Annotated in this window: 15 protein-coding genes and 1 tRNA gene; 11 read left to right on the forward strand and 5 right to left on the reverse strand. The window is 61.3% G+C overall.

Annotated features, from left to right (window positions below; translation table 11 throughout):
* Positions 1-114: 114 nt before the first annotated feature.
* The 4 genes from DES43_RS09830 (at position 115) to DES43_RS09845 (ending at position 4,539) form a co-directional block, all read left to right on the forward strand.
* A complete protein-coding gene (locus tag DES43_RS09830) occupies positions 115-324 on the forward strand; it encodes a DUF2924 domain-containing protein (RefSeq protein WP_425359065.1) in 210 nt (69 codons plus the stop codon).
* The gene (locus DES43_RS09835) at positions 321-1,658 is read left to right on the forward strand and encodes a recombinase family protein (protein WP_133675060.1); all 1,338 of its coding nucleotides are present in this window, start codon (positions 321-323) and stop codon (positions 1,656-1,658) included. Before DES43_RS09830 ends, DES43_RS09835 begins: the two co-directional genes overlap by 4 nt.
* On the forward strand, positions 1,655-2,041 hold the full coding sequence (locus tag DES43_RS09840; RefSeq protein ID WP_133675062.1) for a hypothetical protein: 387 nt from the start codon (positions 1,655-1,657) through the stop codon (positions 2,039-2,041). The genes DES43_RS09835 and DES43_RS09840 overlap by 4 nt, the downstream gene beginning before the upstream one ends.
* Before the next feature lie 218 nt (positions 2,042-2,259).
* Positions 2,260-4,539 (forward strand): hypothetical protein, encoded by a 2,280-nt coding sequence (locus DES43_RS09845; RefSeq protein ID WP_133675064.1) that lies wholly within the window; start codon positions 2,260-2,262, stop codon positions 4,537-4,539.
* A gap of 452 nt (positions 4,540-4,991) precedes the next feature.
* On the opposite strand, the gene DES43_RS09850 is transcribed toward DES43_RS09845, so the two are convergent.
* The 3 genes from DES43_RS09850 to DES43_RS09860 all read right to left on the reverse strand — a co-directional run bounded on the left by DES43_RS09850 (position 4,992) and on the right by DES43_RS09860 (position 7,347).
* Positions 4,992-5,081, reverse strand: a tRNA-Ser gene (locus DES43_RS09850).
* Between the two features lie 462 nt (positions 5,082-5,543).
* Entirely contained in the window at positions 5,544-6,953 is a 1,410-nt protein-coding gene (glnA, locus tag DES43_RS09855; protein WP_035025842.1) for a type I glutamate--ammonia ligase, read from the reverse strand.
* Between the two features lie 55 nt (positions 6,954-7,008).
* Entirely contained in the window at positions 7,009-7,347 is a 339-nt protein-coding gene (locus tag DES43_RS09860; protein WP_035025932.1) for a P-II family nitrogen regulator, read from the reverse strand.
* 309 nt (positions 7,348-7,656) lie between these two features.
* Between DES43_RS09860 and DES43_RS09865 the strand changes: the two genes are divergently transcribed.
* The 4 genes from DES43_RS09865 to DES43_RS09880 all read left to right on the forward strand — a co-directional run bounded on the left by DES43_RS09865 (position 7,657) and on the right by DES43_RS09880 (position 14,823).
* Positions 7,657-9,162 carry a bifunctional ADP-dependent NAD(P)H-hydrate dehydratase/NAD(P)H-hydrate epimerase gene (locus DES43_RS09865; RefSeq protein ID WP_035025843.1) on the forward strand — a complete coding sequence of 502 codons (1,506 nt, stop codon included), beginning with the start codon at positions 7,657-7,659 and terminating at the stop codon, positions 9,160-9,162.
* Positions 9,163-9,223: 61 nt separating this feature from the next.
* The gene (locus DES43_RS09870; RefSeq protein WP_035025845.1) at positions 9,224-12,007 is read left to right on the forward strand and encodes a valine--tRNA ligase; all 2,784 of its coding nucleotides are present in this window, start codon (positions 9,224-9,226) and stop codon (positions 12,005-12,007) included.
* A 424-nt stretch (positions 12,008-12,431) separates the two neighbouring features.
* A complete protein-coding gene (locus tag DES43_RS09875) occupies positions 12,432-13,553 on the forward strand; it encodes an outer membrane protein transport protein (protein WP_035025847.1) in 1,122 nt (373 codons plus the stop codon).
* 481 nt (positions 13,554-14,034) lie between these two features.
* Positions 14,035-14,823 (forward strand): tetratricopeptide repeat protein, encoded by a 789-nt coding sequence (locus DES43_RS09880; RefSeq protein WP_198027488.1) that lies wholly within the window; start codon positions 14,035-14,037, stop codon positions 14,821-14,823.
* Positions 14,824-14,937: 114 nt separating this feature from the next.
* Here DES43_RS09880 and xth read toward each other — a convergent pair whose 3' ends face one another.
* The gene (gene xth / locus DES43_RS09885; RefSeq protein WP_035025849.1) at positions 14,938-15,732 is read right to left on the reverse strand and encodes an exodeoxyribonuclease III; all 795 of its coding nucleotides are present in this window, start codon (positions 15,730-15,732) and stop codon (positions 14,938-14,940) included.
* A 121-nt stretch (positions 15,733-15,853) separates the two neighbouring features.
* Between xth and DES43_RS09890 the strand changes: the two genes are divergently transcribed.
* Positions 15,854-17,341 carry a nucleobase:cation symporter-2 family protein gene (locus DES43_RS09890; protein ID WP_035025851.1) on the forward strand — a complete coding sequence of 496 codons (1,488 nt, stop codon included), beginning with the start codon at positions 15,854-15,856 and terminating at the stop codon, positions 17,339-17,341.
* A gap of 67 nt (positions 17,342-17,408) precedes the next feature.
* Here the strand turns inward: DES43_RS09890 and erpA are convergent, their stop codons facing one another.
* On the reverse strand, positions 17,409-17,756 hold the full coding sequence (gene erpA / locus DES43_RS09895; RefSeq protein WP_035025852.1) for an iron-sulfur cluster insertion protein ErpA: 348 nt from the start codon (positions 17,754-17,756) through the stop codon (positions 17,409-17,411).
* Between the two features lie 102 nt (positions 17,757-17,858).
* On the opposite strand from erpA, the gene DES43_RS09900 reads away from it, so the two are divergent.
* Both DES43_RS09900 and argS read left to right on the forward strand, forming a co-directional pair.
* Entirely contained in the window at positions 17,859-19,103 is a 1,245-nt protein-coding gene (locus tag DES43_RS09900; protein ID WP_051520509.1) for a deoxyguanosinetriphosphate triphosphohydrolase, read from the forward strand.
* An 81-nt stretch (positions 19,104-19,184) separates the two neighbouring features.
* A complete protein-coding gene (gene argS / locus DES43_RS09905; RefSeq protein ID WP_035025854.1) occupies positions 19,185-20,942 on the forward strand; it encodes an arginine--tRNA ligase in 1,758 nt (585 codons plus the stop codon).
* Positions 20,943-20,981: the final 39 nt, after the last annotated feature.

The following is a 20,981-nucleotide window of genomic DNA, read 5'->3' on the forward strand; positions in this document are numbered from 1 at the left end:
GCCGCCCCTTGACCAAAACCTAAGACCCAAACCATACATGAAGGCGGGTCACTTCTCGGCGAAAATCCCGGGTCAGCTCTCAGCGGAAATCAACAGGTCGGGCGCAAGACGATCATCGCGGATTCCCGCAACCCGGTGGTCGGCACCCGGTTGGTGCGCGAATGGGGCGGGGTGGAGCACACCGTCACGGTGATGAAGGACGGCTTTGACTGGCAGGGGCGCAAGTTCAAGTCGCTGTCGGCGGTGGCGCGGGCGATCACCGGCACGCAGTGGAACGGCTACCGCTTCTTCGGCTTGCGCGAGACCCGGAGAGACGACCGATGAGCCGTCATCAGGAAGCCGTCGCGGTCGTTTCGCGCCGCCAGCGCTGCGCCATCTATACCCGCAAGTCGAGCGAGGAAGGGCTCGAGATGGAGTTCAACAGCCTCGACGCCCAGCGCGAAGCTTGCGAGGCCTTCGTGACGAGCCAGAAGGCGGAAGGCTGGGCCACCATTCGCGAACGCTACGACGATGGCGGCTTCTCCGGTGGCACGCTTGAGCGCCCCGGCCTGAAGCGTCTCATTCAGGACGTCGAAGCCGGTCTGATCGATGTGATCGTGGTCTACAAGATCGACCGGCTGTCGCGCTCGCTGATGGACTTCGCCAAGCTGGTCGAGATCTTCGACCGCAATCAGGTGACCTTCGTTTCGGTCACGCAGTCGTTCAACACCACGACCTCGATGGGCCGCCTGACCCTGAACATCCTCCTCAGCTTCGCACAATTCGAGCGGGAGGTGATCGGCGAGCGCATCCGTGACAAGGTCGCGGCATCCCGCAAGCGCGGCATGTGGATGGGCGGTCACGTCCCGCTGGGCTACGACGTGCGTGACCGAAAGCTGGTGGTCAACGAGGCCGAGGCCGCGACGGTCCGGATGATCTTCGAGCGATTCGTCGCCATCGGCTCCGCCACGACGCTGGCCAAAGCGCTCGCGGCTGAAGGCGTGCTGAACAAGCGCGGCAAGCCGATCGACAAGGGCTTCCTCTACAAGCTGATCAACAACCGGGTCTATCTCGGCGAAGCCGTCCACAAGGGCACGGCCTATCCCGGCGAGCACGAGGCCATCATTGATCAGGTCCTGTGGGACAAGGTGCATAGCATCCTACGCGAGAGCCCGCGCCTGCGGGCGAAGAACACGCGTCGCCAGACTCCGGCTCTGCTGAAGGGGATCATCTTCACCGAGACAGGCACGGCGATGACGCCGACGGCGACGAAGAAGGGCACGCGCCTCTACCGCTACTACGCGTCGATGGACTTGATACGAAACCGCCCGACCGGCGACGCCTCGGGCCCGCTGCGCTTGCCCGCCGGCATGGTCGAGGACGCCGTCGTCGGCGAAATCCGCCGCATGATCCGCGCACCCGAAGTCGCGGCGCGGACCATAAAGGCTCTTCGTGACGAGAACTCGACCGTCGATGAGAAGGCGGTCGTCCAGGCGCTCGGCGAGTTCGACCAGCTCTGGGCGGCGCTCTACCCGGCGGAGCAAACCCGCATCGTCCAGCTTCTGGTCGAGCGGGTGACCATCGGCGAAGACGGCATCGCGGTCGATCTGCGCCACGAGGGGCTGGGCTCGGTCCTGCGGGACATGATGGCGCCCCGCCAAACGGAGGCCTGCGCATGACCGAGTCGATGAACACCATCCGCGTCGTCATCCCCCTGACGATCCGCAAACGGAATGGGCGGCCGAAGATCCTCCCGCCCGACGAGGTGACGGTCCGGGACGGCCGGTCACAAGACGCTCATGTGCTGCGTGCCATCGCCCGCGCTTGGAACTGGCGGCGGCAGCTGGAAACGGGCACCGCTTCCACCATTCAGGATATCGCTGCGGCCGAGAAGGTTTCCGACCGGTTCGTGAGCCGGATGATGCGGCTCGCCTATCTGTCGCCGGAGGTGCTCGAATACCTCGTCATCAGGCGCATGCCACCGGCGCTTTCGCTGAACGACCTCGTTGCGGTTGCCGATCGGCCATGGGCAGAGCAGCTTCAAAGCGCCTTTTCCCCATGACGTCTTCCGCATCCCAGCAAGCACATGCGTAGGAGGTGGAGGTGGGGCAGCGTTCGCATCTGGTCAGTGGCGCGGGGAGGATCGTTTCGCGTGGGGGCATCTAGCGACATTTCAATCCAGCCGGCACCACGCGCGTTGTTCCGTGTTGTACCAGACAGATTGACAGCAGGCGGCAGGCGTGAGAGAAGGGCGGCAATGGAACAACGGAGAACAACGCCATGGCCGAGAAATCCTTTACCGCATCGAAGTCCCGTTCAAACCGCCCGGGGTGGAGCGTCACATTTCGCCATCCCGTAAGGACGGACAGTCGTGGCGAGCGCGGGCTCAAGGTTCGGCGCGGTCTCGGCACGAGTGACGAAGCAGAGGCCGATCGCCTCGTCGCTCAACTGAATGAGCTGCTGAGCGACGAATCCTGGTGGAGTGGTGACCGTCGCGGCGACGCTGAGTCCCGGTACGATCCCATTGTTGTTTCCGCCTTCTTCGACGGAATCGAGGCATCGCGCATCGACCCGGAAACAAGGCGTAGCGAAGTGATCCCGCTTCCAGATGCCGAAGACGGCTACAGCACCGTGATGTTCCTCGGCACAACGGGCGCGGGGAAAACGACGCTGTTAAGGCACGTGATCGGCTCTGACCCCGAAACTGACCGCTTTCCGTCCACATCAACCGCCAAAACGACGACGGCCGACTTCGAGATCGTCACAGCATCCGGTAACTACACAGCCGCCGTCACCTTCATGCCGGAGCATGAGGTACGCGCGCATATCGACGAGTGCCTTGAGGAAGCCTGTCTTGAGGCCGTTCAGAAGAAACCTAGTAGCAAGATCGCAGCCGCTCTCCTGGAGCACCGTGAGCAGCGGTTCCGGCTTTCATACGTTCTCGGCGGCTGGAGCGACGCAGCGGCGGTGGATGACGACGACTTCTCGTTCGATGACGAACAGGACGCGGCGCCAGAAATCGATGAGGCCGAGGCCGTTCCGCCTGAGGAGCGGGAACAGAACCATGCACGAATTAAGGACTTCGTTAACCGGATCAGAACGCTGACGGTGGAGGTCGAGGAAAAGTTCGTTGGAAGCGTCGGCAGACTCGTTGACCAGAAGACTGCAGACGATCGGGCTACGTGGCTTGAGCTGTTTGGGGTCGAAGCCTTCAAGCACCCGCAGTTCTCGAACCTCGCCTTGGATATAATGGAAGAAGTCGCTGATCGCTTCTCCAAGATCGATGATGGTGACCTTCAGAGGTCGTCGACAGACTGGCCAATTCTCTGGACTATGGAGTCTGACGACCGCGATCATTTCCTTTCTGCTGTTCGGTGGTTCTCAAGCAACCATTACAAGCAGTTTGGGCGACTCCTCACGCCGCTTGTAGATGGCATTCGAGTGAAGGGGCCGCTATTTCCTGAGCTGGCCGAGGTCAGCGAGGCCCCGCAACTGGTGCTGCTCGATGGTCAGGGACTCGGGCATACTGCGACGAGCGTTTCGTCAGTTTCAACGCGCATTACGAAGAAGTTTGCAAGCGTCGACATGATCCTCTTGGTCGACAACGCGCAGCAGCCAATGCAGGCAGCTCCGTTGGCTCTACTCCGCTCGGTCGGCAGCTCCGGTTTCGCGCGGAAGCTGGCGATCGCCTTCACTCACTTCGATCAAGTCAAGGGGGCGAACCTGGGGTCCTTCGAGCAGAAGCGGGATCACGTTCTCGGATCGGTTGGCAATGCCATCGCTAGCCTGCGAGACGTCGTCGGCTCCGGCGTCGCAGGTGCAATTGAGCGCCAGGTTGACGGTCACTCCATCTTTCTCGGTGGCTTGGACCGCAAGACCGCGAAATTGCCCGGTGGCTTCAAGCGCGAACTGGCTCGCCTCATCGACATGATGCAGCGCGCGATCGAGCCCATCGAGAGAACGGATTGCAGTCCGATGTATGAGTTCAAGGGTCTCGAGATCGCTATGCACGACGCCATCGATGCGTTCCGGGATCCTTGGGTAGCAAGGCTCGGACTGTCCTATCACGACGGCATCGCCAAGGAGCACTGGACACGCATCAAGGCTCTCAGTCGACGGTTGGCCAATCGCTGGGCGGACGAGTACGACACGCTGACACCTGTCGCGGACCTTCTCGCACGGCTTCAGGAAGAGGCTTCCAAGTGGCTGGACCGCCCGGCCGGCTGGACAAGGCAGCCTGAGAACGATGATGAACGCGAGATTGCATTGGATGCTATCCGGGAAGCCGTGTTCAAGGAGCTGTCTCGACTGACCAAGAGTCGACTTACAGATGAGCAAGTAGCCAACTGGCGCGATGCGTACGATTTCAGTGGTCCCGGATCGGCAGGAAAACGTTCTCGGATGATCGAGGAAATCCATGATCATGCAGCCCCGCGGATCAGCGCCGCGATGAGCCCCGATGCCCGGGCCTTCCTTGATCAACTGCACGACATCCTAAGAGATGCAATACTTGAAGCCGGTGGGCAGGTTCTTCCTGTGGCAGCCAAACAGATCGCGTAGCGCCTGAACTTGTGATGCCTTGGGGGAGGCTACTGCCTCCCCTCAAACCAGTTCGCTACGAAGAGTCCTGTGCCGAGCGCCCGCTCGCGGCCAGCCCCTCCTGATCGCTGACGGCAGCCAAAGCACGATCTAGAATACGGTCCAGTGCGGGCGACTGCTCCCATACTCGCCATGAAACGCCTACCGCGCGTTCTCTGGCTGGCGACGCCAGCCGGGAGAACGGCAGCAGAAGGTGCGCCGATCCGATGGAAGGAACTGGCTGAAAACGTTGGCCTTCGCGAAGCCGAACCGGGCCGGACCAGGTTCGCTCGGTTAGAGACGGAGGGCCGTTCAGAGACGGAAATTGGACCCGGCGTCAGTCTCCGAGGTTCGGGCGCCTCGGCTAAACGCCTTTGAAACAAAAAGAAAAAGGCCCCCAACAGGAGCCTCATCTCTGGTTCGCTACAAGATAATGGCGGAGAGAGAGGGATTCGAACCCTCGATAGAGTTGCCCCTATACACGCGTTCCAGGCGTGCGCCTTCAACCACTCGGCCACCTCTCCGTATCGTGTGCAGGCATCGGCCGGTTACGCCGTGCCGGTCGAGAATGCACATTCCCCACGGATATCGGTTCGAAACCGTTGCGCGACCCTGACCGAAGGGCCGCATATCCGCTACGCCGAAGCAAAGCAATGGGCGCGGGGCTCATCTAGTCGATCCTGCGGTGAATGCCAAGACATAACCGACAAACAATCTGTTTATGCAGCAAGAATTCTCGATCGTCCGGATAGCCCGTGTCCGGAGGTCTGCGTGAAACGGAAAAAAAGTCGCTGGAAGCGCCTGTCCGGGCGTCCTCTTTCGGCGTCGTCGGCTTTGCCGATGCGATGTCATCGCAACTTCATGGCAACGACGAGCATATGCTCCCGTTCCCGGTGCAAGCCGATGGTGAAAGGAAAAAGCCGCCCCTCGGGCGGCTGGTGGAAGGGTGCAGGCCACTGGCGTGACCTGCACCGTACCGATCCTGATCAGACCGAGTAGTACATGTCGAACTCGACGGGATGAGGGGTCATCTCGAAGCGCATCACCTCGGCCATCTTCAGTTCGATGAAGGAATCGATCTGGTCGTCGTCGAACACGCCGCCAGCCTTGAGGAAGGCACGGTCCTTGTCGAGGCTCTGCAGAGCCTCGCGCAGGCTGCCGCTCACGGTCGGGATCTTCTTCAGCTCCTTCGGCGGCAGGTCGTAGAGATCCTTGTCCATCGGCTGGCCGGGGTGGATCTTGTTCTTGATGCCGTCCAGACCGGCCATCAGCAGAGCCGCGAAGGCGAGGTAGGGGTTCGCGCCCGGATCAGGAAAGCGGACCTCGAGGCGCTTCGACTTCGGCGAGGAGCCGAACGGGATGCGGCAGGAAGCCGAGCGGTTGCGGGCCGAATAGGCCAGCAGCACCGGTGCCTCATACCCCGGAACGAGACGCTTGTAGGAGTTGGTCAGCGGGTTGGTGAAGGCGTTGATCGCCTTGGCGTGTTTGATGATGCCGCCGATGAAGTACAGGCAGTTTTCGGACAGGCCCGCATATTCGTTGCCGGCAAAGGTCGGCTTTCCGTCCTTCCAGATCGACATGTGGACATGCATGCCCGAGCCGTTGTCGCCGAAAACCGGCTTCGGCATGAAGGTGGCCGTCTTGCCATAGGCATTGGCGACCTGATGCACGACATACTTGTAGATCAGCATCTTGTCGGCGTTGCGCACCAGCGTGTCGAACTTGATGCCGAGTTCGTGCTGGGCGGCAGCAACCTCATGGTGGTGCTTTTCGACGCGCACGCCCATTTCGGTCAGAACCGTGAGCATCTCCGAACGCATGTCCTGGCAGGAATCGATCGGCGGAACGGGGAAGTAGCCGCCCTTGACGCGCGGACGGTGGCCGAGGTTGCCAGTCTCGTAATCGGTGTCGTCGTTGGAGGGCAGTTCCGTCGAATCGAGCTTGAAGCCCGTGTTGTAGGGATCGGACTTGTACTTCACATCGTCGAAGATGAAGAACTCGGCTTCCGGGCCGACGAAGATCGTGTCGCCGATGCCTTCCGCCTTCATGTAGGCCTCGGCCTTCTTGGCGATGCCGCGCGGATCGCGGTTGTAGGATTCGCCGGAAACCGGGTCGAGGATGTCGCACAGGATAACCATGGTCGACTGCGCGAAGAACGGGTCCATGTGCACTGTCTCGGGATCGGGCATCAGCACCATGTCGGACTCGTTGATTGCCTTCCAGCCGGCGATCGACGAGCCGTCGAACATGACGCCGTCGGCGAACATGTCTTCCTCGACTTCGGCGACGTCCATGGTCACATGCTGCAGCTTGCCTTTCGGATCGGTGAAACGCAGATCGACGAACTTCACGTCGTTGTCCTTGATCTGCCTCATGATGTCGGCGGCTGTGGTCATTTTCAGGCTTTCCTTGGCTTGAGAAAGGGAGGAGCGAAAAGGGTGGAGGGGTGGGTCAGATGGCGTCGGTGCCGGTCTCGCCGGTACGGATGCGGACCACTTCCTCGATATTGGAAACGAAGATCTTGCCATCTCCGATGCGCCCTGTCTGGGCTGCCTTGCGGATTGCTTCCACCGCCGTATCGACGGCGTCGTCGCCCAGAACGAGCTCGATCTTCACCTTCGGCAGGAAGTCCACGACATATTCCGCGCCGCGATAAAGCTCCGTATGGCCTTTCTGGCGGCCGAAGCCCTTGGCCTCGATCACGGTGATGCCTTGCAGGCCCGCTTCCTGCAGGGCCTCCTTCACCTCATCGAGCTTGAACGGCTTTATGATCGCTTCGATCTTCTTCATGAACTGGACCTCCAATGGCAAAGGGGTGCTTAACCCGCTCGCGCAAATCTCAAGCATGAACCGTGCCAGTTTCACCTTGCTCCGGCCGCAGGCGCGATTTTTCGCGGCCGGCTGCGGGTCGGGAGAATTGGCAGACGCCATGGGAAGGCAGAGGCGCGGCAATGTCCAGCGCGCAGCTGCATAAAATTTAGGCGGCATGTGCGTTTTCAGTGCAGCATTTTTCGGCTGCGTACCCATCGTCCAGAAGGATTTGCGCTGCTAGGGTACGGACAAGCCCGTTATCCATGTCCAAACTGCGGGGAAATTGCCATGAGCATCGAACTCCTGTCGCCGGCCGAGATGGCTCAAGCCGATCGCAAGGCCATCGAAGCCGGGCCGTTCGACGGAATGGGCCTGATGCGCAACGCCGGCGCTGCCGTGGCGCGCGAGGTGCTCCGGCGCCATCCCGGCGCGGAGCGGGTGCATGTGCTGTGCGGACCGGGCAACAATGGCGGCGATGGCTATGTCGTGGCGCGGATGCTGGCCGAAAGCGGCGTTCCCGTTTCGCTGTGGGCGTCGGGGGAGCCCCGGCCGGACAGCGATGCGGCCCGCGCCGCCGGGGAGTGTCCGCTGAAGCCGATGCCGCTGGCCGGGTTTTCCGCACAAGCGGGGTCGGTCATCGTCGATGCGCTCTATGGAGCGGGACTTTCCCGGCCGGTCGATGGCGATTGCGCCCGCGCCGTCGAGCTGGTTTCGGCCCTCGGCTTGCCGGTGGTGGCCATCGACCTGCCGTCAGGAATCTCGGGCGAAAGCGGCAAGGCGATGGGCCCAGCCTTCCGGGCAGGGCTTACGGTTACGTTCGCGCGCAAAAAGCCCGGCCATTTGCTGATGCCCGGCAGGGAGTTTTGCGGGGAGGTCGCGCTCGCCGACATCGGCATATCCGATCCGATCATAGAAGGGCTGGGGGTGCAGACCTTCGTGAACTGTCCGGAGCTCTGGCTTGCGGAGTTTCCGGTGCCGGGAGTCGATACGCACAAATACCGGCGCGGTCATGTCTGCGCCTTTTCGGGCGGGCCCGCATCCACCGGCGCGGCGCGTCTGTCGGCGCTTGCGGCCGCGCGCAGCGGGGCCGGGGCGGTGACTGTGCTTTCGCCGGGGAATGCACTGGCGGTGAATGCGATGCATCTTACCTCGATCATGTTGCGCAAGACGGATGACCGGGATGAGCTGGATGCATTTCTTGCAGACCGGCATCCTTCGGCATTCGTGCTCGGCCCCGGTTTCGGGGTGGGAGAAAAGGCGCGTGCATTTGCAATGGCCGTGCTGGCTTCGCAGGCAGGTGTTGGGGGGCTGGTTCTGGATGCCGACGGCATCACTTCTTTCCGTGAAGCGCCGGACGAACTTTTTGCCGCCGCGGCGAATGCCATGCCTGCCTTTGTCCTCACCCCGCACGATGGTGAGTTCGCCCGGCTGTTTCCCGATCTGGCTGCGGATGAGCGTTTGTCGAAACCGGATCGCGCAAGGCAGGCAGCGGCGCGGGCGCATGGCGTTGTGATCGCCAAGGGGCCCGACACCGTGATTGCGGCACCGGATGGCCGCGCTGCCGTCAACCCAAACGGTGCGCCATGGCTGGCGACTGCCGGTTCGGGCGACGTGCTGGCAGGTCTCGTCGCCGGATTGCTGGCACAGGGCATGCCGGCATTCGAAGCGGCGTGCGCAGCAGTGTGGATGCATGCCGAAGCGGGCGTGCGCTTTGGGCCGGGCCTGATTGCAGAAGATCTGCCTCGGGCGCTGGTGCCGGTGCTGGCCGAACTTGTCGCTATGCGCTGCGGTTGACTTGGAGCGGCCCTTCCGATTTACCGTGACGGCAAATCCCGACAGTCCGGATCTCAATTCCATGCTTGAAAAAACCTACGACGCGAAAACCGTCGAGCCTAGAATCGCCAAAACCTGGGACGAGGCGGATGCTTTCCGGGCCGGCGCCGGTGCGGACGATGGCGCCGAAGCCTTTGCCATCGTCATTCCGCCGCCCAACGTTACCGGCTACCTGCACATGGGGCATGCGCTCAACAACACGCTACAGGATATACTGGTGCGCTTCGAGCGCATGCGCGGCAAGAACGTGCTCTGGCAGCCGGGCATGGATCATGCCGGGATCGCCACGCAGATGGTCGTCGAGCGCCGTCTGGCGGAGAAGAACATAAAGCGCCGCGACCTTGCCCGCGAGGAATTCATCGACAAGGTCTGGGAGTGGAAGGCCGAATCCGGCGGCGCCATCTTCAATCAGCTCAAGCGGCTGGGTGCCTCGTGCGACTGGTCGCGCGAGCGCTTCACCATGGACGAGGGGCTGTCGAAGGCTGTGCTCGAAGTCTTCGTCACGCTCTACAAGGAAGGGCTGATCTACAAGGACAAACGCCTTGTGAACTGGGACCCGAAGCTGCTGACGGCCATCTCCGACCTCGAGGTCGAGCAGAAGGAGGTTGATGGTCATCTGTGGCACTTCCGTTATCCGGTCGAGGGCGAAACCTACGATCCGGAGAACCCGGCCACCTATGTCACCGTCGCCACCACCCGGCCGGAAACCATGCTGGGCGACACCGGCGTTGCCGTCCATCCGGAAGACGAGCGCTACAGGAAGCTTGTCGGCCGCAATGTGGTGCTGCCGATTGTCGGCCGGGCCATTCCGGTCGTCGCAGATGAGTATTCGGATCCGGAGAAGGGCACCGGCGCGGTCAAGATCACGCCTGCGCACGACTTCAACGATTTCGAGGTGGGCCGCCGGCACAAGCTGCGTGCCATCAATATCCTCACCACCGAGGCGACCATCGACATCACGGACAATGACGACTTCCTCGAAGGCGTCGAGGTTACGCCGCTGCGCGAGGGCGTGTGGAACCAGCTTCACGGCATGGACCGCTTCGAGGCGCGCAAGCTGATCGTGCAGATCATGGAGGAGGGCGGTTTCCTGGCAAAGATCGAGCCGCACCGCCACATGGTGCCGCATGGCGATCGTGGCGGCGTGCCGATCGAGCCTTTCCTGACCGACCAGTGGTATGTGAATGCCGCGGAACTGGCCAAGCCGGCCATCGCCTCGGTTCGCGAGGGGCGCACAAATTTCGTGCCGAAGAACTGGGAAAAGACCTATTTCGACTGGATGGAGAATATCCAGCCCTGGACGATCTCCCGCCAGCTCTGGTGGGGTCACCAGATTCCGGCGTGGTATGGTCCCGACGGTCATATCTTCGTGGAAAAGAGCGAGGAAGCGGCTCTCGAAGCGGCGATCCAGCACTATCTCGCCCATGAAGGGCCATGGAAGGCGTGGGTCGAGGAGCGGCTGGAGAATTTCGAGCCCGGCGCAATCCTGACGCGCGACGAAGACGTGCTCGACACATGGTTTTCATCGGCGCTGTGGCCGTTCTCCACGCTCGGCTGGCCGGACGAGACGCCTGAACTGAAGACCTACTATCAGACAGACGTGCTGGTGACCGGCTTCGACATCATCTTCTTCTGGGTCGCCCGCATGATGATGATGGGCCTGCACTTCATGGACGAGGAGCCGTTCCACACCGTCTATGTGCATGCTCTGGTGCGCGACAAGCACGGCGCCAAGATGTCGAAGTCCAAGGGCAACGTCATTGACCCGCTGGAACTGATCGACGAGTACGGTGCGGATGCACTGCGCTTCACGCTGGCGATCATGGCCGCGCAGGGGCGCGACGTGAAGCTCGATCCTGCCCGCATCGCCGGCTATCGCAATTTCGGCACCAAGCTGTGGAACGCCACGCGTTTCGCGCAGATGAACGGCGTCGTGCGCAACGACGAGTTCTGGCTGGGCGATGCGAAGCTGGCCGTCAACCGCTGGATTCTCACGGAGCTGACGCGGGCCGCGCGCGCAGTCACCGAGGGCATCACGAGCTATCGCTTCAACGAGGCGGCTGGCGCAGCCTATCGCTTTGTGTGGAATCTCGTCTGCGACTGGTATGTCGAACTGCTGAAGCCCGTCTTCATGGGCGATGACGAGGCTGCCAAGGCCGAAAGCCGCGCCTGCTTCGCCTTCGTGCTCGATGAAATCTACAAGCTGCTGCATCCCATGATGCCGTTCATGACCGAAGAGCTGTGGGCGCAGACAGCGGGCGAGGGACGCCAGCGCTCGACATTGCTGTGCCATGCGAAATGGCCGGCGCCGGGGTTCGAGGACGGGGAAGCTGCCGCAGACATCAACTGGCTGGTCGACCTTGTTTCGGGCACCCGCTCGGTTCGTTCGGAAATGAACGTGCCCCCGGCTGCAATCGCCCCGCTGGTCGTTGTGGACGCCAATGAAATCACGCGCGAGCGACTGGTCCGCCATGAAAAGGCCATTCGCAGGCTGGCGCGCGTCGGCGAGATTTCGCTGGCGGATACGGCGCCGAAGGGCTCGGCGCAGCTTGTGCTGGGCGAGGCGACAATATGCCTGCCGCTCGGCGATCTGGTCGATCTCAAGGCCGAAGAAGCGCGCTTGAAGAAGGAAATCGCCAAGGTTACCGAGGAAATCGCACGCCTTGCCAAAAAGCTTTCAAACGAAAAGTTCGTCGCCAATGCGCCTGAAGAGGTTGTGACGGCCGAACGCGAGAAGCTTGCCGAGTTCGAGGAAACCCAGGCGCGGCTTGCCGTGGCGCTGGAGCGGGTGCGCTCAGCCGGCTGAGGCAAACGCCCCGGACAGAGAAAAGGCCCGATGACCGGTTGCGGTCATCGGGCCTTTTTCCTTGCGGCTGATTCGCAGCCGTTTCCTATCAATATCTTACGTTTCGTCACCTGTGGCGGTGCCGGTTACCGCTGCGTCAGAGTTGACGTAAACGGAAGATTCGAGCCCATTGTTGCCAGAATGTAACAGTTCGGGGCTTAGAGGCCGAAAATTCGGATTTTTGAAAGGTATCTGGCTTCATATGTTTCAGGTTCAAGGGATTCGATGCCCGAAAATGGCAATTTCATCCCTTCTGGAAAGTTGTTGCCAAGACTGTCCGATGCTGCGGAGATTTTTCGTACTTGTACGCCATGAACATCGATCTTGCATCGCCGGGCGGAATTGAGTCTAGCTGACAATTACGAACTTTCGGGGAGAGGAATTCATGAATAAAAAGGGTTTCGCGGCGCTTGCTGGAGCAACGGCGCTTTCTCTTCTTGGCGCTGCTGCGGCCAACGCAGGCGGCTTCTCGCGTGGCACCGCGGATACGGACATTCTGTTCGAGCAGGGCAATTTCAACGTGCGCACCAGCGTCACGGTGGTGAGCCCAGAACGCAAGATCGTCAGCGGTGCATCGAATATCGGCCACGATTATGCTGACAGCTACGTCATGCCTTCGCTGGCCGCCAAGTTCCGTATTTCGGACAATCTGTCATGCGCGGGCACGATTGCGAACTCGTTCGGTGCGGCGTCTTCTTTCGATGCCCCGCGTGCACCGGCTTCGGGCATCCCATTCGGAAAGCTCGAGGAAAAATTCACGGTTATGGAATATGGCGCAACCTGTGCTGTGGGTTTCGATCTAAGCAAAGGAAGGTTGTCCTTCATTGCCGGCGCGTATGTCGATGATTTCGATTATGATCTATCGGTGCGCCATCCAGCATTTGGGACTGGCACAGGTACCGTCGATCTTTCGGGAACCGCTTGGGGATGGCGCGCGGGGCTTGCTTATGAAATCCCCGATATCGCGCTGCGCGGACAGCTTCTCTATCGCTCTGGCACCAAGATTGAAGCGAGTGGTTCAACGGCCGGGGCACTCATGGGGCCTGGCACTGCGGAAGGTCAGGGAAAGCTTCCCCAGAGCATCGAGGCCAAGTTTCAAACCGGCATAGCACCGGGTTGGCTGGCATATGGTTCCGTGAAGTGGACTGATTGGTCGGTCAACAAGACTTTGGATCTCACGACCAATGTTGGCTTCAACAACAATAACGATTATTACTGGCGTGATGGCTGGACCGTCATGGGCGGTATAGGTCATTCGTTTAACGAGAAGATCTCAGGAACCGCATTCCTCATGTGGGATCGTGGCACCTCGACTGGTTGGGATCTGCACGGCGATGTGCTTACGCTTGGCACTGGCCTCATCATGAAGGACGGGTTTGGCGAATTGCGTCTCGGGGGCGGCGTTTCTCGTGTAGGCTCCATAAAGGAAACGAAGACGACAGGGCTCTATGCGGTAGGCCACGGTTGGTCCTTCTCGGGCCTTGCCGGTTACAGCCTGAAGTGGTGAGACAGACATCCGAAGAACTGAAAGCCCGGCTTGTCCGGGCTTTCTTCTTTTGAAATCAAAGCATTGCCAAGTTTTCCGGAAACCTTTTGGCAGCTTGGGTTCACCTTCGGTTAGCGACGTCGCCAGTTTGTTGTGATTCTGCAACAGTCGTTCAACTTCCCTTGTGCTAGTCCTGCCGCAGCGAGAACCGCCCACTTCCCGCCATAAACCCGGAGCACTTCATTAAGGCCCCGGAAAAAAGCGGAAAGAACAACATAAGGGGGCCCGCAGGATATTCGGTTTGCAGGCGCATCGGCTGACAATGAAGCTGCAGGCCGGCGGAGTGGCAGGCGCAAGGAAGAGTATGGAAGTCCCGGTTATTTCCCGCTCAGGCTCGATGATCCTCCCTGTGATGGAACGGGGCACACGTGCACGCCTGTTGCTTCCGGACGCAAGATCCGGAGAGGCGGGCTTTTTCGTGCGCTTGCTTCGCTGCTGTCTCATGGGCGCTGTCGTTGCCTGCGCTTCTGTCTCCGGTGCTTATCCGGCACTGGCTTTTGACGACAAGGTTTTCGACGACAAGACCGGGGTGAAGCCGAAGTCCAATCCCTTCGCGGTATTCCGTTTCGCCTTCTCCGCTTATCACAGCGGGCACAAGGAACAGGCTGTCGAGGCTTACCGCTACGCTGCCGAGAACGGCCAGATCGGCGCCACCTGGAAGCTCGCGCGCATGTATGCCGAGGGCGATGGCGTCGCCCGCAACGATTATGAAGCCTTCAAGTTCTTCAGCGAGATAGCCGATCAGGACGTGGAGCCGGGCTCGCCGGAAGAAAGCTACGTTTCGGATGCGCTGGTGGCGCTCGGCGACTATATGAAGAAGGGCATACCGGGCACCCCTGTGCAGCCGGACCCTGTGGCCGCACAGGAATATTTCATGCGCGCAGCCGCCAGTTATCGCAATCCCAATGCCCAGTACGAGATGGGCAAGATGTTCCTGAATGGTGAGGGCGGCATGAAGGCCAGCACCAGACAGGCCGGCCGCTGGCTTCAGCTCGCAGCAGAGAAAGGCCATGCCGGCGCGCAGGCTACGCTCGGCAATCTGCTCTTCCACAGCGGCAAGGTGGTGCGCGGTCTGGCCATGATGACCGCCGCGCTGGAACGCGCGCAACCGGCCGATCAGAGCTGGATACGCAATATGCAGGAAGAAGCCTTTGCACTGGCCCCGGAGGCGGATCGCCGCACCGCCATCGCCTTGGCCGACGATATGCTGGCCAGAGGCATCAACCAGTAGCGCCCCGCCCGATTGTGTTTCCGGCAGAAACCTTTTTCGCCGGCAGAAACCTTTTTAGATTACGGATCAGGCAGTTAAGCGCTCTGTCTGAATCTCCGTCTCAGCCTGAAATGTTCACGCCGCTTCCAGCTTGAGGTCGATGGCCACCGGCACATGGTCGGAGGGCTTCTCCCATGCCCGCACATGCTTTTCTATCGAAGCTGAACCAAGGATGTCGGCGGCTTCCGGCGACAGAAGCAGGTGGTCTATGCGGATGCCGTTGTTCTTCTGCCATGCGCCGCCCTGATAGTCCCAGAAGGTGTAGATGTCGGGCTTGTCGGTTACTGCGCGAACGGCTTCGGTGAAGCCGAGGTTCTTCAACCGGCGGAATGCCTGACGGCTCTGGGGCTGAAACAGGGCATCGTTTACCCAGGCTTGCGGGTTCTTCGCATCGATCGGTTCCGGAATCACATTGTAATCTCCGGCAAGAACGAGTGCCTCCTCCAGTTCCAGCCGCTGCCGTGCCCAGCGCTCCAGCCGCTCCATCCATGAGAGCTTGTAGGGAAACTTCACCGGATCGTCGATTGGATTGCCGTTGGGCAGATACAGTGAAACGACGCGCAACGCGCCCTTCGGGGTCGAGAATACCCCTTCCATAAAGCGGGCCTGCTCATCTTCGTCGTCGCCCGGAAGACCGCGATTGACCTCGTCGAAAGGCAGTCTGGAGAGCAGTGCCACTCCATTGAAACCCTTCTGGCCGTGAGTCTCGACATTGTAGCCGAGAGCCTCGATTTCGGCTTTGGGAAACTGCTCGTCGACGGTCTTGATTTCCTGGAGGCAGACGATGTCCGGCGCGCTCTCCTGCAACCAGTGTGTGAGGTTACCGATGCGGGCGCGCACGCCGTTGATGTTCCAGGTGGCGATCTTCATGAAATTCTCGCGACTATTTCAAACAGTTCTTGATGGCCTGTTGGCCGGATCGCTGCGATCCTGCACTATCGCGGCAACCGATGGAACCCGTTTCCGGCTGCTGCGCGAAGGGAGGACACATATGTCAACAGCATCGACGCATCCCGTCGACGAGATGCTGCCTGCGCCGCGTCTTTTCACGCTCGGCCTTCAGCATGTCCTTGTCATGTATGCCGGCGCCATCGCGGTGCCGCTGATTGTAGGCAGGGCGCTGCAACTGGAGCCAGCCGACGTCGCGTTCCTGATCTCCGCCGACCTGTTCGTGTGCGGTATCGTTTCAATTCTGCAATCGTTTGGCGCCAGCCGGTGGTTCGGGATCAAGCTTCCGGTCATGATGGGGGTAACCTTCGCGGCTGTCGGCCCGATGGTGTCGATGGCGGTTGCCAATCCGGGGCACGAAGGCGCGCGCATGATCTTCGGCGCGATCATAGGCGCGGGCATCATAACCATCATTATCGCGCCTTTCGTCAGCCGCATGTTGCGCCTGTTTCCGCCTGTGGTGACCGGCACGATCATTCTCGTCATCGGCGTTTCGATCATGAAGATCGGCATCAACTGGATTTTCGGGATGCCGGTCGGGCCGACCGCGCCGAAAATCATCAATCCTGAACACGCCGCATGGCTCAAGGCCATGACCGAAGCCGCCGGCGCCGAAGGTTCGGTCGTCCCGGCTGTTCCCGCCGGGCTGGCGCTTGCGCCGACGGTGCCGAACGCTGCCTACGCGCCTGTTTCCAATATCGTCCTTTCGCTGGTGGTGCTTGCCATCGTCGTCGGCGTCGCCCGCTTCGCGAAAGGGTTCCTGTCGAATGTGGCGGTGCTGATCGGCATCGTCGCAGGCGGCGTGATCGCCGGGGCGCTCGGCATGATGCACTTCGAGAAGGTCGCCAATGCCGCCTGGTTCGCGCCCATCATGCCGTTCCACTTCGGCGCGCCGATCTTCGACCCGGTGCTTATCCTCACCATGGTTCTGGTGATGATCGTCGTGCTGATCGAATCGACCGGCATGTTCCTTGCGCTGGGCGAGATGACCGGCAAGAAGATCACGCCGGAATCGCTGTCGGCGGGCTTGCGCATGGACGGGCTGGGCACGGTGCTCGGCGGGGTGTTCAACACCTTCCCCTACACCAGCTTTTCGCAGAATGTCGGGCTGGTGGGCGTCACCGGCATCCGCAGCCGGTTCGTTTGCGTCGCGGGCGGCGTGATCATGGTGGTGCTGGGGCTGATCCCGAAGATGGGTGCGCTTGTCGAGGCGGTTCCGACCGTGGTGCTGGGCGGTGCCGGCATCGTCATGTTCGGCATGGTGGCGGCAACCGGAATCCGGATCCTGGGCGCGGTGGATTTCAAGGGCAATCGCAACAATCTTTTCGTGGTCGCGATCTCGCTCGGCTTCGGCATGATTCCCGTGGTCGCGCCCGACTTCCACATCTGGCTGCCGAAGGCGGTCGGTCCGCTGGTCGATTCCGGCATCCTGCTGGCATCCATTGCCGCAGTGCTGCTCAACCTGATCTTCAACGGGGCCACGGGCGACGAGCATGGCCTGAAGAAGGCGGCGCTTTCGGCCGAAGCCTGATTGCGGCGGAGCCCAAACGAGAAAAAGGCCGCCATCTGGCGGCCTTTTCCTGTTGTGCCTGGGAAGTTCAGATCGAGAAGCTGGTGCCGCAGCCGCAGGATGCAACCGCATTCGGGTTCCGGATCTGGAACGACTGGCCCATCAGGTCGTCAACGAAATCAATGACCGAACCGCCCATGTAAACCAGCGAGATGTCATCGATGAGAACTCTTGCACCATCCCTTTCGATGGCTATGTCGCCTTCATCGGCGCCCTCGACCAGATCGAACTTGTAGGAAAAGCCGGAACAGCCGCCGCCTTCCACGGAGACGCGAAGGGCGGTCTTGCCGGGCTCGTTGGAAACGATGTGCGCAATGCGCCTTGCGGCTGCTTCGGTTACTTCGACATTTGCAATTTCGGCGGCGTTCGCGCTCATGGCGTCACCTTGCTTTTGATTTCGCTTGATAGGTATGTACGTCGTGCCATCAAGTCAACAATCGGTCGTCGGCACTGCGTGCGCGGCACCGCCGGGGAAAGCATGCACGAACGCAAGCCCGATCATGAGCCCGTCGGCGCCGGGCCTGGCGATATCGGTTTCGGTTATCGGCCGCGCGCGCCCTACGCGACCGATCCGGCCCGCACGAGGGGACGATTGTTCCCGGAGCCGGAAAGCCCAACGCGCACGCCGTTCCAGCGTGACCGCGACCGCATCATCCACTCGACGGCTTTCCGTCGCCTGAAGCACAAGACGCAGGTGTTCATCGCCCATGAGGGCGATCATTATCGCACGCGCCTGACACACTCGATCGAGGTGGCGCAGATCGCCCGCGCGCTGGCCCGCGCGTTGCGCGGCGACGAGGATCTCGCCGAGGCGGTGGCGCTGGTTCACGATTTCGGCCACACGCCCTTCGGCCATACGGGCGAGGATGCGCTGAATGCAAAGATGATGCAGTGGGGTGGATTCGACCACAATGCCCAGTCGCTTCGTATCGTCACAAGGCTCGAACGCCGCTACGCCGAGTTCGACGGTCTCAACCTGAGCTGGGAGACGCTGGAAGGGCTGGTGAAGCACAACGGGCCGCTGGCCGACGCGCGGGGCGAGGGGCTGCACACACCGTTGCCCGCCACCATCCGCAGCTACAACGAATTGCACGACCTCGAACTCGACCGTTTCGCCGGTATCGAGGCGCAATGCGCGGCAATCGCCGATGACATCGCCTACAACACCCATGACATAGACGACGGCCTGCGCTCGGGCCTGCTCGAACTGGATATGCTGGAGGAACTGGCGCTGCCGGGCCGGATTCTGCGCGCGGTGCGAGAGCGCTATCCGGCACTTGACGAGGTGCGCATCGGGCACGAGCTGATGCGCCGCCAGATCACGATGATGGTCGAGGACGTGATCGCAGCCGCCAACGCCAACCTTGCCCGCTTGCGGCCGGACAGCGCCGAGGCGGTGCGGGGGGCCGGCGAGCCCATCGTCACGTTCACCTCCCGGATGGCGGCGGAGGAGAAGGAACTCAAGGCATTCCTCTACAAGCACCTCTACCGGCACCCGGAGGTCATGCGGGTGCGCGCCGATGCCGAAAAAATCGTCTCCGATCTGTTCGACGTTTATTTTGCCGATCCGCGCGCCATGCCCGAAGGCTGGCGCGAAGGGCTCGACCTCGCTGAAGATCGCGTCAAGGCCCGACATGTCGCCGATTTCCTGGCCGGCATGACGGACACCTATGCGCAAAAAGAGCACCGGCGGCTGTTTGACCACACGCCGGATTTGAGCTAGGCGCAGGAAAACTTCAATTTTGTAGTGATTTTCACGTTTAATGACGTGAAACGAGTTTCCGCTGTTATCGAAAGCCCCGTCATGAACATCTTCGCCGACTTCACCGTGCGGATCATCGAAGCCGTAAAGGCACTCGATCTGAAGGACAAGGACGGGGCGCCACTCGATCTTTCGCGCGTCGCCGTCGAGCCGCCGCGAGATGCAAGCCATGGCGATCTGGCAACCAACGCTGCGATGGTGCTGGCGAAGCCGGCAGGGCAGAATCCGCGCGCGCTGGCCGAACGTCTGGTCGCCACCCTGAAGGAAGACGCCGACATCGCCAGCGCAGAGGTGGCCGGGCCGGGTTTCGTCAATCTGCGCCTTACCGATGCTTTCTGGCACCGCCATCTGACCGGCATCATCGGCCAGGGGACCGGCTACGGCCGTTCGAAGGCAGGCGGCGGGCGCAAGGTCAACGTCGAATATGTTTCGGCCAACCCGACCGGCCCCATGCATGTCGGCCACTGCCGCGGCGCGGTCGTCGGCGACGCGCTGGCCAACATCATGGATTTCGCCGGCTATGACGTGACCAAGGAATATGTGATCAACGATGCCGGCGCGCAGATCGATGTGCTCGGCCGCTCGGTTATGATCCGCTACCGCGAGGCGCTTGGCGAGGAGGTGGGCGATATTCCGCCGGGGCTTTATCCGGGCGACTATCTGGTTCCCGTGGGGCAGGCGCTGGCGGCGGAGTTCGGCCGCAAGCTCCTTGAAATGCCCGAAAAGGAAGCGTTGGCGATCGTCAAGGACCGCACAATCGACGCCATGATGGCGATGATCAAGGAAGACCTGGCGCTGCTCAACGTGCATCACGACGTGTTCTTCTCGGAGCGCACGCTGCACGCCGACAATGCCAGCGCGATCCGCTCGGCCATCAACGACCTGACCCTGAAAGGCCACATCTACAAGGGCAAGCTGCCGCCGCCCAAAGGAGAAAAACCCGAGGACTGGGAAGATCGCGAACAGACGCTGTTCCGTTCCACCGCCGTCGGCGACGATCTCGACAGGCCGCTGGTCAAGTCCGACGGTTCCTACACCTATTTCGCGGCCGACGTTGCCTACCTCAAGGACAAGGTGGATCGCGGCTTCGTCGACCTGATCTACGTGCTTGGCGCCGACCATGGCGGCTATGTCAAGCGGCTCGAGGCGCTGGCGCGCGCAGTCGGCGGCGACGCCATCAAGCTGACTGTTCTGCTGTGCAACCTTGTCAAGCTCTTCCGTGACGGGGAGCCGGTGCGCATGTCCAAGCGTTCCGGCGATTTCATTACCCTGCGCGAGGTTGTGGAGGAGGTGGGGCGCGATCCGATCCGCTTCATGATGCTGTACCGCAAGAACAGCGAGCCGCTCGACTTCGACTTCGCCAAGGTGACCGAGCAGTCGAAGGACAACCCCGTGTTTTACGTGCAGTATGCCTCGGCGCGCTGCCATTCCGTGTTCAGGCAGGCGCGCGAGCAGATGGGCATCGACAGGCCGGAGCGGGCGACGCTTGCTGCCGCGGTTGCCGGCCTGCGCGACGAGGGCGAGATCGGGCTGGTGCGCAAGCTTGCGGAATATCCGCGGCTCATCGAGCAGGCGGCGTCCTCGCAGGAGCCGCACAGGCTGGCTTTCTATCTCTACGATCTTGCCAGCACGTTCCATACGCACTGGAATCGCGGCACGGACAATCCGGACTTACGTTTTGTTAAGGTTAACGATCCACAATTGACCCTTGCCAGACTAGGGCTGGTGCAGGCCGTTGCGGATGTACTTCAATCCGGTCTGACGCTTGTCGGTGCCGATGCTCCGAAGGAAATGCGTTAGACTGCTGCGGAATACCTGTCACCATTTGCCCACATTGCG

The sequence above is a fragment of the Aquamicrobium defluvii genome (assembly GCF_004363725.1).
Lineage (GTDB): Bacteria > Pseudomonadota > Alphaproteobacteria > Rhizobiales > Rhizobiaceae > Mesorhizobium > Mesorhizobium defluvii.